11 protein-coding genes and 2 pseudogenes are annotated in these 15,782 nt (G+C 33.2%); 2 read left to right on the top strand and 11 right to left on the bottom strand.

What is annotated here, in order from left to right:
* Window positions 1–157: 157 nt before the first annotated feature.
* Complete coding sequence (locus tag ACIGHG_RS21760; protein WP_336473282.1) at window positions 158–1,501, top strand: APC family permease; 1,344 nt, start codon at window positions 158–160, stop codon at window positions 1,499–1,501.
* Between the two features lie 105 nt (window positions 1,502–1,606).
* Here the strand turns inward: ACIGHG_RS21760 and ACIGHG_RS21755 are convergent, their stop codons facing one another.
* The 7 genes and pseudogenes from ACIGHG_RS21755 to ACIGHG_RS21725 form a co-directional block, all read right to left on the bottom strand.
* Complete coding sequence (locus ACIGHG_RS21755) at window positions 1,607–2,899, bottom strand: MFS transporter (RefSeq protein WP_396550537.1); 1,293 nt, start codon at window positions 2,897–2,899, stop codon at window positions 1,607–1,609.
* A 131-nt stretch (window positions 2,900–3,030) separates the two neighbouring features.
* Entirely contained in the window at window positions 3,031–3,678 is a 648-nt protein-coding gene (locus tag ACIGHG_RS21750; RefSeq protein ID WP_336473252.1) for a TetR/AcrR family transcriptional regulator, read from the bottom strand.
* Between the two features lie 175 nt (window positions 3,679–3,853).
* Window positions 3,854–4,522: an O-methyltransferase gene (locus tag ACIGHG_RS21745; RefSeq protein ID WP_396550535.1), complete on the bottom strand. Its 669-nt coding sequence runs from the start codon at window positions 4,520–4,522 to the stop codon at window positions 3,854–3,856.
* Between the two features lie 1,200 nt (window positions 4,523–5,722).
* Window positions 5,723–6,037: pseudogene (locus ACIGHG_RS21740) on the bottom strand (alpha-helical endospore appendage domain-containing protein); the annotation flags it as partial.
* Window positions 6,038–6,216: 179 nt separating this feature from the next.
* Window positions 6,217–6,930, bottom strand: a complete 714-nt coding sequence (locus ACIGHG_RS21735; RefSeq protein ID WP_396550534.1) for an ABC transporter permease — start codon at window positions 6,928–6,930, stop codon at window positions 6,217–6,219.
* A gap of 14 nt (window positions 6,931–6,944) precedes the next feature.
* Window positions 6,945–7,670: an ABC transporter permease gene (locus ACIGHG_RS21730; protein WP_336473249.1), complete on the bottom strand. Its 726-nt coding sequence runs from the start codon at window positions 7,668–7,670 to the stop codon at window positions 6,945–6,947.
* A 2-nt stretch (window positions 7,671–7,672) separates the two neighbouring features.
* Window positions 7,673–8,578: an ABC transporter ATP-binding protein gene (locus ACIGHG_RS21725; RefSeq protein ID WP_396550532.1), complete on the bottom strand. Its 906-nt coding sequence runs from the start codon at window positions 8,576–8,578 to the stop codon at window positions 7,673–7,675.
* A gap of 850 nt (window positions 8,579–9,428) precedes the next feature.
* Between ACIGHG_RS21725 and ACIGHG_RS21720 the strand changes: the two genes are divergently transcribed.
* On the top strand, window positions 9,429–10,373 hold the full coding sequence (locus tag ACIGHG_RS21720; protein WP_336473247.1) for a nucleoside hydrolase: 945 nt from the start codon (window positions 9,429–9,431) through the stop codon (window positions 10,371–10,373).
* A 325-nt stretch (window positions 10,374–10,698) separates the two neighbouring features.
* Here ACIGHG_RS21720 and ACIGHG_RS21715 read toward each other — a convergent pair whose 3' ends face one another.
* From ACIGHG_RS21715 to ACIGHG_RS21700, 4 genes and pseudogenes are all read right to left on the bottom strand, one after another.
* Window positions 10,699–12,498 (bottom strand): sensor histidine kinase, encoded by a 1,800-nt coding sequence (locus ACIGHG_RS21715; protein ID WP_336473246.1) that lies wholly within the window; start codon window positions 12,496–12,498, stop codon window positions 10,699–10,701.
* A complete protein-coding gene (locus ACIGHG_RS21710; protein ID WP_336473245.1) occupies window positions 12,495–13,184 on the bottom strand; it encodes a response regulator transcription factor in 690 nt (229 codons plus the stop codon). Before ACIGHG_RS21710 ends, ACIGHG_RS21715 begins: the two co-directional genes overlap by 4 nt.
* 97 nt (window positions 13,185–13,281) lie before the next feature.
* Window positions 13,282–13,941, bottom strand: a pseudogene (locus ACIGHG_RS21705) (YkyA family protein).
* Window positions 13,942–13,957: 16 nt separating this feature from the next.
* Window positions 13,958–14,755 (bottom strand): peptidoglycan-N-acetylglucosamine deacetylase, encoded by a 798-nt coding sequence (locus ACIGHG_RS21700; protein ID WP_396550529.1) that lies wholly within the window; start codon window positions 14,753–14,755, stop codon window positions 13,958–13,960.
* Window positions 14,756–15,782 lie beyond the last annotated feature (1,027 nt).

Here is a 15,782-nt window from a genome sequence, read left to right as displayed (position 1 = left end):
GTATATATTTCTATAAACTTGTGAATGATATCACAAATAAAATTAAATCTTACAATATAAAGCACTATTAAAAAAATGAGAGGGTATACTATTAAAATTGAGACAAAAATGAATTCATTAGAGATTGTATGTATTTTGCGAAACAGGAGTGATTATGATGTCACAAGAACAACTAAAAAAAGAGATTGGCTTCTTCGCAGCATTAACCACTGTTATTGGTACTGTTATTGGAGCAGGTGTATTTTTTAAACCTACTGCATTATACGGCGTAACTGGGTCAGCAAGTTTAGGATTACTCGCATGGGTAATTGGAGGAATCTTAACTGTTTGCTCAGGTTTAACTGCAGCCGAGCTTTCAGCAGCTATTCCTGAAACAGGTGGAATGATGGCATATCTAAAACGCACTTATGGAAACTTAACTGCTTTCCTACTAGGCTGGGCACAAACTGTTATTTACTTCCCTGCCAATATTGCAGCACTTGCAATTATTTTCGGAACACAAGCAGTTAGTTTATTTGGATTAAATGCGAATGAACATAAATTGATGATTATTGGAGTTGCCATTATTACTGCAGCTTTCGTAACCTTTATGAACTCCTTAGGAGCGAAAGCTGCCGGCGGAATTCAAATGGTATCAACTATTTGTAAATTAGTTCCTTTAGCATTACTTATTATTTTTGGATTATTGCATAAAGGCGATGTAACTCTACAACTGTTTCCAGTTGAAGCAGGACCAGGTAAATCATTTATTTCTGCACTTGGATCTGGCTTACTTGCAACAATGTTTGCTTATGATGGATGGATTCATGTAGGAAATATCGCTGGAGAAATGAAAAACCCTAAAAGAGACTTACCTAAAGCAATCGTAATCGGATTATCTACTGTTATGGTTGTTTACTTACTCATTAATATTGCTTTCCTTATGGTAATGTCTGCAACAGCACTTGCAGGAACTGATACACCTGCATCTCAAGTAGCGACAATTTTATTTGGAGCAATGGGAGGAAAATTAGTTACAATCGGTATTTTAATTTCCGTATTTGGAACAATCAATGGATATATCATGACAGGAATGCGTATCCCTTATGCAATGGCATTAGAAAATAAACTACCGTTTAGTAAATGGTTTGCAACATTATCTAAAAATGGCCACGTTCCTTATAATTCTGGAATCTTTATGTTATGTGTTTCGATTATCATGATGGTTATCGGTGGATTCAACACATTAACAGATATGTTAGTGTTTGTTATATGGATATTCTATACAATGACTTTCGTAGCAGTATTCATTTTACGTAAAAGAGAACCAGATCTTGTGCGTCCTTACAAAGTACCGCTATACCCTATTATCCCTATAATTTCCATTTTAGGCGGATCATTTATCGTTATTAATACTCTTTTCACACAAACGTTGCTAGCATTATGTGGTATCGGCTTAACCGCTTTAGGTCTTCCTATTTACTTTGCAATGCGAAGCAAGCATGTAGAACCTAATAAATAATCATTTATAGACGTGTATAAAATCCTTATGCTAAATAGATAATGGATTTTATACACGTTTATTTTTTCATAACTCTATAGATATCCGAAACCTAAAGATTGCAATTCAAATACCACTTTGTATATCCTTCGTTCCTTTAGGAGATGTTATTTCCCCCTCATTTCTTAATACCATTTTCACTACAACGGTCATTACAATCATCGCAATACTTACAAACAGTATAGGAACATAAACCTTTATACTAAAAGCTTCAAATATGACACCATATATGACCTGACCTACAGGTGCCATACATTGTGAAACAGCCGTAATAATTGCCATGACTTTCCCTAAATTTTCATTGAGTGTTTTCTTTTGCACAGCGGTAATGACAAAAATAGAGATAATAATCATCACCATCGCAATAAGGATTGCACACAAGATAAAGAGTATAAATGATGGATAGTATCCGAAGCTAAGTACAAGAGGTGTAATCGATAAAGCCATTGGTACAATCAATAAGGCCATTATGAGAAACCAAAGATACAGTTTTTTCATTTGCATCTTTTTTGCAAAAAAACCGATGGATAATGCCCCTAAAATTGTAGCAAAATCTATGAGCCCCATTCCAATACCATACATTGTGTCACTACTTTTCATGACTACTCGTAAAATGATGGGGCCGCCAACAACAAACAACGGTGTGAGAATTAAGTTGAGAAAAGCTGCAAGGATTATACATTTCAAAATAAAAGGCTGTTTAACTACATAGATGCACCCTACTTTTAAGTCTTTTACGATTGTCGATATAATATGTCCATCGTGTTCCCTTTTAACAAACGGGATATGAATAAACATTGCTAATACTGCGGCTAAGAAAAAAGCGATACAACTCATCACAACAAGCATTTCTAAACCTACAATACCATACAATACTCCACCTAAAACAGGAGCTGCTACGCTTGATAGTGCTTGAACGCCATTCACGATACCATTCGCCTGCTCCAGCTTATTTTCCGTAACTAACAAAGGAACACTTGCCATGACAGCTGGCGAATACATGGCGCTAATCATCGCTAGTAAAATCATAACAACACTGATCAGTATCACAGAAGTATTACCAGCTGCTAACAACAAAAGAAAACAAAATACAATGGTACTGCTTGCAAAATCAAAAATCACCATTAAGTTGCGGCGGTTGAATCTGTCAGCAATAGCCCCGCCAAGAGGTGATAACAAAAGTGGTACATTCGATACGGCATACAAAGTCGCATATATGTCCGCCCGGCCTGTTATGTCCAACACATAGAGAGATAAAGCAAAACGTAAGAGAGAAGAACCTAATACTGATATGATTTGTCCCATTACCATTAAATTAAAAGCTTTAGGAAAAGGCTTTATATTGCTATTATTTCGCATAATATATACACCTTTCATTAAGGAATTAGACCGACTACCGGTCTATAATTTTGTATAAAATACTAAAGCTAAATGTAGAGACAAGTATATTAATATTTATGAAGAAACTTGCCCTACATTTTCCCGTGATCTTATTGGCCATTTTCAGACTGTCCCATTAAAATATCTAAAATGTAATCAAAACTGCCTTTTTTAGCACCAAGAGTCATCTCCATCATGTTAATAAACGCCTTTGCTCTTTGCATCGCTTCGTGAGGCTGCCATTGAAACAACCCTTCATCGAATATTACTTGTGCAGAAGCTAGTAAAAATTCTATTGTTTCTTGTGGATAATCTGTCACAAAAACATTTTCATTGATTCCTTTCTTAATCACCTCCGTCAAAACAGGTGTTAAATGTACAATAGACTGAACTAAACTTCTCTGATGCATTTCAGCATTACTTGGTTGATGAAATTGCTCAATCATTTTTTCTTTGTTTCCCCCAAATTTTGGTGCTTGTGCCATTAAAATATGAAATAATTTATCAAGTACAGGGATGTTAGGATCTGAAGCAATCTTTTTTGCTGCCGCTACATCTGCATCTATAATTCGCATAATAATAGCATCCATTACTTCCTCTTTTGATTTGAAATAATGATAAAATGTTCCTTTTGCAATACCGATTTCCTGCAGAATATCGTTTACGGTCGTTTTCCTATATCCTTTAGAAACAAACAATTTTTCTGCGGTATCTAAAATTTCATTTCTGCGTTCTTCATGCTCTTTTACAATTCGCATCCATTAGCTCCTTTCAATTAGACCGACTACCGGTCTAATGTAATTATATGTATAATATATAAAAAAGTGTATTTTTTGTATCCATATTTCTTGTATATAACTGACTAAAAACATAAAAACCCTTATAACCGTAAACAAAAAAGAGCAATTTATTATGCTCCTTTTTCACCAATTATTACAAAACTACTCCTATCGCAAATCCATCATATCCTTTACTTCCCACAGTCTGTAGTGCCGTTGAAGATAGTTGTGATTCAGATGCAAGAGTATCAAAAAAGCAACGAATTCCTTGAACATTAGAATCAGTACTAGAAGCGTTCACTACCTCTCCTTTGCGAACCACATTGTCCCCTATAATTACTGTACCTTTTCGAGATAACTTGAGTGCCCACTTTACATATTCCGAGTTGTTTTGTTTATCTGCATCAATAAAAATGAAGTCAAATGGGCCGACTCCCTCATCATGTAATTTCGGCAATGTTTCGAGAGCAGGTCCAATTCGTACTTCTACTAAATTGGATAACCCCGCACTGGCTATATTTGATTTTGCAACGTCAGCGTGATATACCTCTGATTCAAGCGTAATTAAACGCCCGTCTGCTGGTAAAGCTCGTGCCAGCCAAATCGTACTATATCCTCCTAATGTTCCAATTTCTAATATTCTTTTCGCTCCTTTTATTAGCGCTAGTAAGTGAAGGAATTTTGCTTGATTCGGAGCAACATCTATTGCAGGTAATCCTGCCTTAGAATTTGCTTCCAATACATTCTCAAGAGTTTCATCTGCAGGTAATAACTGCTTTGTAATATATGCATCCACTTCAATCCATTTCTGTAAATCTTCCATTATAATTCGCTCCTTTGTTATATGTATTCCTAACTAACTAATTCCAATTCTATTATTTAGGTTTCTTCTTAAAGTCGTTCTCTCCTATTCTTTATTTAGTATACTTCGTTCAAAATTGAAAAAAAGGTTATAATTTAACGACGAATTTCCCCTTTTTAATATATTTCTCCAATCTAATTTTTCTCCTATCATACAAGAAATTCCCTATAGAATAGACTTTTTTAAGTGTCTATATATCCATTTTAATTTTTCAACATATAAGTCGCTGCTATGCAGAATACAACATGACCTGCACTTGCTTGCTCCCTTTGTTTTAAACCTCTCATGTGGCAGGAAAAGGTCCTGACCGCTTCTATGCACGGCCAGATCCTCTCGCCCGCCTAAAAAGAAAGAAGGTTTTTATGTCGATTTTTTAATTTGTATTTATATATTCTATAGGTGACATTTTATTCATTCAGCTTGTTTTATTTCTATCATCTATCAATACCTGTCTAGAAAAAGTAGGAGTAGTAAATTCTTTTATGGAATCATTCAATACATATACAACAATAGATAAAATCATAGTTACCCTGAACAGTTGATAATGTTAATAGGAATGCTAATGGTTGCTCCAAAAGTAGGAAGTGTAGCGATAACAGTTGGTATCCCAGGCCCATCAATAGCTGTGAAAACTGTGGAAAAGTTTCCTGAAGCATCAGTAGTAGTAGAAGTAGGAGATACCGTCCCCAAAGCAGGAGGCATTACTAAAAATGAAACAGGAATACCAGCAACGGGTACACCTCCATCAACTAACACTTGACCAGAAAGAGTTGTAGTATTAGGTCCTGTTCCAAAAGAACATACTGTAACCCCAGGAGGACCGAAAGTAAAGGCAGCTAAGACATTACAGTTATTAATAATAGTAATAGTGACAGGAGTACTACTTACTCCGAAAGCAGTAGCGATAACAGCTGCCATCCCAGGTCCGTCAGTAGCTGTGAAAATGGCACTAAAGTTGCCAAGCGCATCTGTAAATGCAGGATTAGGGGATACGGTACCAAGAGCAGATACTGTAAAGGAAACAGGTGTACCTGCTGGAGGGGGACTTCCATCTACCAACACTTGACCAGTAAGAACCGAAGTATTAGGCCCTGTTCCAGAAGCGCATATCGTAGTTAGATCAGCATTCAATGTAACAGTTACTGTGGATGGAGGAGTAGGAGGTACAGTTGCTAATAAATCCAGAACATTTTCGAATTTGAATTCCAAGAGCATTTCCTTCTTGATAACGTCACGAAGTGTTCTTTGAACACTTGAGTCGATAGCAAGAAGATTGGATAACGAAACGACAGGAGGAGAAAGTGTTCTTCCTGACGGTAATGTTCCGAGAACAAATTGAAGCTTTTCAGCCTCAGCGTTGACAATATGAGCTAAAGCTAATTCTTCTAAAGCAATGGAAGCCAAAAGCAATGGAACAGTCTGGGCTGTAGTAATCGAAATTCGCGGTGTTATATTAGGGATATTCGGAAAAGACAAAACCATTCACCTCCTTTAAGCTTAGATTATAGTAAAAAACAAAAGAATGTAGGGTTGTACAACTTCTCTATATTTTATTCAATAAGCATTCAATAGATTGCATATTTGTCCATATAAAAAGTGGATTTTCAACGGAAAGAACCTTTGTATTTGATCTATGAAACAATTACAATATAAATTTAATTCCATCTCATTGATTTTTTACTATATAAAATAGACAACGTAACTATACAAATTATTAACGATAAGAAGCATACAATTACAATGATATACAAATATTCCATTTCGATACTATCAAAATAAAGACTTCTAACTGGGTATGACCAAGGGAATAGTATCCAATACTTTGTCGAGGAGATAAAAAAGCTTCCGAGCCCACCTATAAACCCTACTATTAATGAAAGTAATGGTATTTTATAAAATATTATATTTATTAGAAAATGAAGATTAACTATAATTAAAGAGCTAATTACCATAAAAAGTATAGATAAACTTACACTTTGATAAACAGTGCCGGGATTATCTACTGTTAATACTATTGGTAAGCTAGTTATGATTAAAGCACATATTAAATAGCAAAAAATAGTTATTAAAAAAAACAAAAACTTATTAATTAATATAGTTTTCAAAGTGATCCCATGATAAATAGCGGACATATACCCTTTTCTTCTAAATTCGTTTACAAAAGAAAATGATACTAATAGACCTATAGAAATAGGTAAAAATAGTCTACAAAAAAGGCTCATAATCGCTATATACATTGCAATGCCATCTTTTAATTGGGCAAGTAATGTTAGAAAGACTTGAAAACTAATTGGCATCAAAAGAAATACGAGTAGCAGGATATACAATCCATTGTTAAGACTTTTTTTATATTCACCTATAATACCCATTTTTTCACCCTTTATTATTCATATGTATAATACTTAAAACTCACAGATAATAACATTATCCCTAGAATATATACTGAAGAGATTGCGAGATACAATAAAATAGTTGTTTCTTTAAAAACTAAGTCATTTACTATATTAAATGCATAAAATATTGGAAATATCTTTGTGAATATTACAGGGAACAATCCATATGTTACGATAAGGAAAATCCAAATAACTGACAAAGACGCGGCAAGAATCCCTTTTTTTATAATTAGATGAAATAGCAATTGCGAATATGGTATTGTTAAGGATAAAAAAGTACAAAGTATCATCATTTTTAAAAAATAGGGCATTGATATTTCATATTGATTCAAACAAGTATAAATACCTATAATTAAAAAATTAAAAATAGTAAAGACGAAATAGAACTGCAGAAACAATAAATTTTTAGATATTAATAATTTAAATTTCGAAATAGGCTTAGTATAAATAATGGCCCAAGTTCCATATTTATTTTCCGAAGAAATGATAAAATACCACATACAAGCAGAAAAAATGATTAACGTTAGTGTATTAAAGTTCATTGTAAGTGCTATAAGATTTTTGGGTTGAAACATGTCAGGATGATTCTTGTTATACATAAAATAACTTATACACAAAAAACTTGATAATAATGAAAAAAGCAAAGAAAGTAATAATAATTTTCTCCCACCAATTTTCTTCATCTCGCCATTTAGGCTTTTAATGATAAATTGCATTATTATAAAAGCTCCTTTTGTTTAGTTAAAGATAAAAATACTTCTTCTAATGTTTGTTTTTTGGGGCTAACTTCAAAAATATCTATATCATTTCTAATTAATATTCTGGTTAAATTAGGAACACCATCTTGATTGATTACTATTTTAAATACCCCTTCTTTTTCTATACTATAAGGTATGCCTTCGTTACTTAATATCCTTTCTGTAGCATCCGTATTATTAATATGAACGATATACTCTCCCGAAGTAATAATACTATCTAATTTCCCTTCATAGATTACACTCCCCCTATTTAATAATGCAATGTGATCTGCTATCATTTCAATTTCAGCTAAATTATGGCTAGAAATAAAAATAGTCTTCCCCTCATTTTTTACTAAATGAAGCAATAAATTTCTTATTTCATGTACTCCCTCTGGGTCTAATCCATTTGTTGGCTCATCAAGAATCAATATTTTAGGATTATTGAGAATAGCAAACGAAATACCTAGCCTCTGTTTCATTCCTAAAGAAAAATTTTTAACTTTTTTATCTTTTGCTTTATATATCCCTGTAGTCTTTAATACTCTGTCTATATCATCTAAGGGTTTATTAATCATTTTTTGTACATATGCTAAGTTTTCATATGCTGTTAAATTAGGATAATAGGTAGGTGAGTCAATAAAACAACCGACATTTTCGAATAATTCCTCTTTCCATTCTTTTATATCTTTATCATTAAATAATACCGTTCCTTTATCTGATGGAATTAATCCTAATAACATTCGCATAGTTGTCGTTTTTCCTGCACCATTTGGTCCAATAAAAGCATATAAACTTCCTTCAGGAACAGATAGGTTTAAATCCCTTACAATGGGTTGATCTGCAAAAGACTTTGTTAAATTTTTAGTTTGAATTGCTAATTTCATTTTGTTTCTCTCTCTTTCCTAATCTTTTATTTTCTCGCGAATATAGCCATAGCTTTTTTTATTTCATTCCTTTCTTTTTCATTCGTTTTAGATCTTCTAGCATCATTTCATCTTTATCCACTAATGTGATACGAGAATATGTTTTAATCTATTTATAAACTGTTACTCCTGACATGCCATAATCGCTGCTTAATTCTTTTACAAATTGTCCTGAATAATATAATTCAACCACTATTTTTTAAAATTCTTCATTACATTTTTTTCCTTCTTACAACCCATTGTAAGGAATTAACTAAGTTGTGTCCATATGACTATACTAACTCTAGTTATTTCATTTCATACAAAAGGAATTTGTTCTCTTTTCCCGAAAGTGTATGCTAACTAAATTAATTTATCCCGCTATTCGTGGGCAGTAAGACCTCCACCTCAAGATTCGGAGAGAGTATTGTCCAGTTCCAGTGGCTAGAATGTTCGGTGGCTTCGCTTCTTCCTACGAGGTAAAATACACCTCTACGTCAGAAGCTCCATCCCCCTCACATTCTGGACGAGCCACTTCCACTTTTCTTCATTGTCCAGCTCTAGCGGCTAGAATCTCCGGTCGTTTCGCCCCCTCCGACGATTCTGAGCGAGCCGCTTCTGCTTTTCTAAAGAAGATAGGTGGGGGATAACTGCTGGCATGTGCCCGATTGGGCGGGCTTTCCATCAGTGGGAGATGAAAAAACTCTCCACTGATGGAAGTTTCATTTTATTTGTACACATGGCTACAAAAAGGTATAGGAACAATCTTATTAACCCCTAATTATCCTCAATAATTTAAAAGGCTAACACTAAAGTTAAGGAGAAAAAGTGTATGGGAAAAAAAGTATTGTTTTTTGGAGATTTTGGAATTGATGATACGATAGCTCTTACATATGCACATTTAACAGATAAAATTGATGTGATAGGAATTGTTGCGGATTATGGGAATGTCCCCAAAACAGAAGTGATTAGAAATGTTCGTTTTTTACTTAAAAGTGTCGGAAAAGAATATATAGAAGTTTTTGGCGGGGCGGAACATTCCATGACTGCAGAGGTTGAAACTTTTTATCCAGAAGTTCACGGCGCGTTTGGGATAGGGCCCATTCATCCAGGACTAGAACTTAAAATGTTTGAGAATTTCTTTGAAGTTCTTAAACTTATTGAACAATACAAAAATGAACTAATTATCGTGAATACTGGAAGGTTAACTTCTCTTGCAACCTTATTTCTCCTTTATGAAGATGTGATGAAAAATGTCCATTCTTATTATATTATGGGGGGAGCTTTTCTATATCCGGGAAATGTTACTCCAATTGCAGAAGCTAATTTTTATGGTGATCCTGTAGCGGCTAATATTGTAATGAGATACGCAAAAAATTTATCAATTTATCCTTTGAATGTTACACAACTGGCTATTGTAACACCAGAAATGGTCAATTATATTCACTCTAAAGGAAAAACTAAGTTTTTAAAGCCTCTTTTAGACTATTACTATTATCAATTTTATCAAAAAAAAGTTCCTGGAATACAAGGTAGTCCAGTTCATGATGTGCTGACTTTGATTGCGCTTAATCGTGATGATATTTTTACATACTATCAATCGTCTGTAATGGTTAATGTACTTGAGACTTTACGAGGACAAAGCATAGGGGATTTTAGATCCACTTTTGAACCCGAAACATTTGGTAATCGTCCAAAACATAGGATTGCAATACAGATGAATTACGAACAGTTTTTTAAGGAATTTATGACTGTAATGACTGGTGAACTATTTTAGCGAAAAATCTTATATAGGACTGTGAAATACCATTATATCAAAGTCACATGTTGGTTTAAAACACAGACACACCGTTCATAAAAAGATGAATCGGAATTATCTGCACTTGGGTTTTTCTTGTTAACGAGGTGCTGCCGCATGCCCATCAAGTTAAGATTTTGAAGTACTCCCTCAACGAAAATATACGCTAAATAAAACATTCGGGTCACCACCTAGAATTAGTACAACTATTACACATGAAAATAGTGAAGGCTTCCTCGATTTCATCGAGAAAGCCTTCACTTGTTTAAAGAATATAAACTTTTTCAGTGGACTCAAAGAAATTCTACACTTTTTTCCGTAAATAGAAATAAAACAACACACCATCTACCGTATTCGTTACTCCATATTCCACTTTATGAAGTTCTAAAATATTCTTGGAAATAGCAAGTCCAAGCCCCGTTCCACCTTGTGAGCGTTGACGAGCTGTATCAATCCGGTAAAAACGTTCCCAAATTTTATCTATTTGTTCCTCTTCAATATGGGCACCTTTATTTTCGATACAAACTTTTATACAATTTTGCTCGTCTATTGTAGAAATAATAATATCTTCTTTTTCTGGTGTATAGCGAATTGCATTCGTAATGAAGTTAACAATTACTTGTTCAATACGGTTTTGATTGGCAATAACTTCAGCTGGATATACATATTTGTAAACATGAAGTTCTTTTTTCTCTATCTCTGATGAGAGCTGCTCACATATTTCCTCAATCATCTCATCAATATAAAAAGAATCCATCTTCATGTTATATGTACCAGATTCAAATTTAGCTAATTCCAGCATATCTAAAATTAACATATCCATCTTATCCACTTCTTTTTCCATCGCCTGAAAGTAATATTCTTTTTTGTGCTCTGCTACTCCATCTTTTAAAATAGAAATACAACTTTTCATAATACTTAGTGGCGTCTTCAATTCATGTGAGACACCTGAAATAAACTCTTTCCGTGTATTTTCTAATTTTCTTTCTTTTTCGATGTCTTGTTCCAATTGTTCAATATGTGAATGTAGTGTATTAGATAACATATTAATATTTTGTGATAAATCACCAATCTCATCTTTTGAAGTAATTGGAATCTTTTCCGAAAAATCTAAACGTGCAATTTTTTTCGTTGTATCATTTATTCGTAATAAAGGTTTGGCAATCTGTTTTGAATAATAAAAGGAAGCAAGAAAAATAAGAACCAATACAAATGCAATGAGATATACATAGTAATCTTTTACCATTTGTACAGCTTCATCTACCGGCTGCAAGGAAGCCATCGCGAATATATAGGTCAACGAGCCATCTTTTTCTTTTATCGGTTTAATTAATAATTTATATTTTATATCATTTTTTTCATAGTCATTTATTTGTAAGGAGTCTTGTGTCTGTTGATTTTCATTTAACAACAAATCCGTTTGAAACTCTCTTATACTTTCCATAAATAAGTTATTTTTATAAATTGCATTGTCTCCCGCCGTTTTATCAGGAAGTTGAAGTTTCACAATGCTACCTGTAAAAAAAGCATAAGGGACTTCGCTCTTTTTTTTATTGCCCTTTTTTATTTCCAAATTAATTTCATTCATTTTCTTATTAAGTGTTTTATTTGTCCAATTTAAACTTCCATTTGCCATAGTAATTGAAGACGGAATAAATGTATCATCTTTCTCAATCCCAAAAAGAGAGACTTTTGTACCTGGCTTACGAAATATCTCTTCATGTTCAATCTCATCGATGTTCAAAAGATTATATAAGGGAATTGTAACGGTTGCTTTTCCCAATTCATTTTGTGAAGCACGATCTAACTTCACCTCTAAATAAAAATCATTCAAACCCCTTAAATTCCCATAACAATCTACTGTTGTAATCCACGTATTATTTTCTCGATAAAAGTCTTGTTCAAGTTTTTGAATTGCTTCTGTATTATGATTACTTAAATACGATTTCTCAAAAGAGGTCATATTTGTTTGAATATTATTCACTTTTCGATTCTCATAATATTTTTTAAAAAATATCGTTTGTCCAATAAAAATTGTTGCTAAAATTAGCATGCATAAGGCTGCCGTAAGGATAAATAGTTTTAGTACAATACCTCTTCTCATACATCCCCCTCAAATTTATACCCCATCCGAACAACAGTCGTAATATACTTCGCCTTGTCTCCTAATTTATTTCGCAAATTACGAATATGGCTATTCACGGTCCGATCATCACCAACAAATTCATAGCCCCAAATCTTTGTAATCAATTGTTCCCTTGTCAGAACAATCCCTTGGTTCTTCATAAGATACGTTAATATCTCAAACTCTGTATGTGTCAGATTAATATCAATCCCATCTACAGTAACGATACGCGATGGAAAGTGAACATAAATCCCATTAATAGATAACGTGTCATTATCATTACTTGGAGATTTACTTACAAGCTTTCGGTTTTCAAGCAATCGTTTTGCTCTTGCCAACAAAATAGGTGGACTATATGGCTTTGTTACATAATCATCTGCCCCTAATTCAAATCCAAGTAGCGTATCATCTTCATCAACACGTGCTGTTAGCATAATAATTGGCACTTGAGATGTCTTACGAATCCTTCGGCAAACGGACCAACCATCTAATTCTGGTAACATAATATCAAGAATAACTAAATGAACCTCTTCTTCTTCAAACAAGGATAAGGCTTCTTTCCCATCACTTGCCTCAAATACTTTATATTGTTCATTTAAAAAATAATCCTTCAAAATTTCACGTAAAATATCTTCATCTTCAACAATTAAAATGTTTTTAGACATATCCTACTGCTCCTTTTTTTAATTCAACAACAAATAGACCAACAACCTATTGCATAATATCAAGAATAACGAAATGAACTTCGTTTTTACAATCGTTTTATTTTTTTATTTCTTTCATTTTAATATTTGCCTGTTTATAAAAAGCTACTTTCTCCTGATTATATTCATTAGTGTATTTATTAAATCTATCCTTTTCTGAATGAATTTGTTCATAAGATTGATTGATCGTTTTTATTTTCTCACTAATTGATTTTAGTTTTTCATCTTTCGCTTGTAGCATTCTATACAGTTCTTGTTCTAATTGTAATAATTGTTTATAACTATGATGAAATTTACCGAAAGAATCAGCCCGATTTTTATATGTCTCTTTAATTTTTTCAGCCTGCTCTTGTAGCTTCTTATCTTCTAATTTCTTTATATATTTATCAACAGGATTCATTTCTTCTTCTGCATTTCTTAAGGAAATTTTCTCCTTCTCTAATATTTTTTCACGATCACGTATATTTGTTACAGCTTAATCTAACTTTTCTTTTACTACTTGATTATTCTCTTTTCCCTCATGTGTAATTTGAGTATATAACTCTTGGCCTTGCTTTTCTAATGCTGCTAATGTTTTCGTATCCTCAAACATTTCCTTTTCCTGTTTTGCAGCATTTTCAAATGCCATATATAATTCTTCTTCTGCTTTTTGTCCTAAACATCCGGACAACAAGAATACTGATAATGCTATTATAAATGCCTGTTTTCTATATCTCATCTGCAATTCCTCCTACTTAGATACGATTATCCTTCCAAAAGTTTAATGGGAAATGAGAGGATTCATCATACACTTCAAATTCATAACCTTTGTTACGAAGATCATCAATAATTCTTTGCAACGCCTGCACTGTCTGTGATTTTTCATGCATTAAAATGACTTCACGATTTTGGCTAACTTGAGAAATTGTTTTTTGAACAACAGCATCCGGATTTCCTGGGAACTGCCAATCTAAAGAATCTATTGTCCAGTCCCACTCTTTCATACCAGCAGCTACCATTTGATCTCGTAATGCCTCTGTAAGCCCAGGCATACTCCCATACGGACAACGAACAAGCTTTGGATGAACTCCAGTTACTTCTTTCATGATATCCTGCGCTTGTTGCATTTCTTCGACAAATTTGCCTTGCGTATACAACTTTCCATAATTATGTGTCATACTATGAACACCTGGGTAGTGTCCTTCATTTACTAAACGCTTTACACTTTCTTTATGAGCTGGGATGTTTCCACCAATCATAAAGAACGTTCCTTTTATATTATTACGCTTTAAGATATCTAAGATTTCTTTTTGAAACACACTTGGTCCATCATCAAATGTTAAGTATGCTATTTTACGAACCTGACCATTGTATTCATCTGGTGCCGTTTTTTTCATTTCTACTTTTGTTTGTTCACTTGCAAGCTGAACAACATTTTCTTGATTCATTACTCCCTTTGCAGGTGATGTAAAAGATTGAAACATAAAAAAACCTAGTGTGATACAAGCAAATATTGAAATAATGACTGCTATTTTTAGTCCTTTTGTAAACATTCTATTATGTCCTTTCTAGTAATCTTTATTTTTAAAATTTCAATGAAATAATTTTATTTACTGAAATGAAAACTTTAAATATATACAAATCCATTTTAGTTTTTCAACATATAAGTTACTGCTATGCAGAACACAACATGGCCTGTACTTGCTTTCCCCCATTGTTTTAAACTTTGTATTTGGCAAAAAAAGGGCCTAATCGCTTCTATGCACAGCCAGATGCTCTCGTCCCCCCTCTAAAAAGAAAGGGATTTTTATATCGTTTTTTAACTTGTATATAGAGAGTGAATTTCGTCTTAAATTATTTTTCCCATTTAATTAAACTACTAACTTTTGAAATATTCTATAATACCGCTAACAACTCCAGAAGTTACGTTTGTTTGAAACTCCTGCGAATATAAATGCAAGTACTAAATTTCCTTAACCATCTATAAAGTGAAACTTCCATCACCAATCGGGCTCTTACGGGCAGTTATCCCCCACCTATCTTCTTCGCTTTCTCTAAATTTTGAGGTGGGGGTCTTACTGCCCTAAAGTAGCGGGATAAATCTTGCAACGCCTTCTGGATGTACTGATATGGTATAGGTTTCATGTAAAGATTAAATGCAGATAACATGCAGTTCTTTTAAAAATTGTTATGTACAGAAAGTGAAAAAGCTCTTGATTATTTTTTAATAAATAAAAAGAATCCATTTTGAAAAATGGATTCTTAACTAGCAGTTTTACGTTTTATTTTTATAAAAAGCTTAATCATTTTCTATCAGTATTGCTCCGCAATCGCGCCCGATTGCTGAACAAAAGTAGATTTAGATTTTTTTATACAACCTTGAAATACTCCTTTCTTACCCGTTTGTACAATCATCTAAATTTATCAACTAACCAAGGCTTTATCAATGCCAGAACCGTTATAGGTTGCATAGCTTTGGTGTGGTCCATACAAATGGCATTCCAATCGTTCTCGTTTTATCTTTTTACAATGATGAATGTGAAAGAATGATTTCCACGTTTTAAATAAAATTTCGATTTG

Source organism: Bacillus sp. NPDC077411 (assembly GCF_044543425.1).
Classification (GTDB): domain Bacteria; phylum Bacillota; class Bacilli; order Bacillales; family Bacillaceae_G; genus Bacillus_A; species Bacillus_A bruguierae.
The sequence above is the reverse complement of the archived record's forward strand: the minus strand, read 5'-3'. Positions and strand labels throughout refer to the sequence as shown.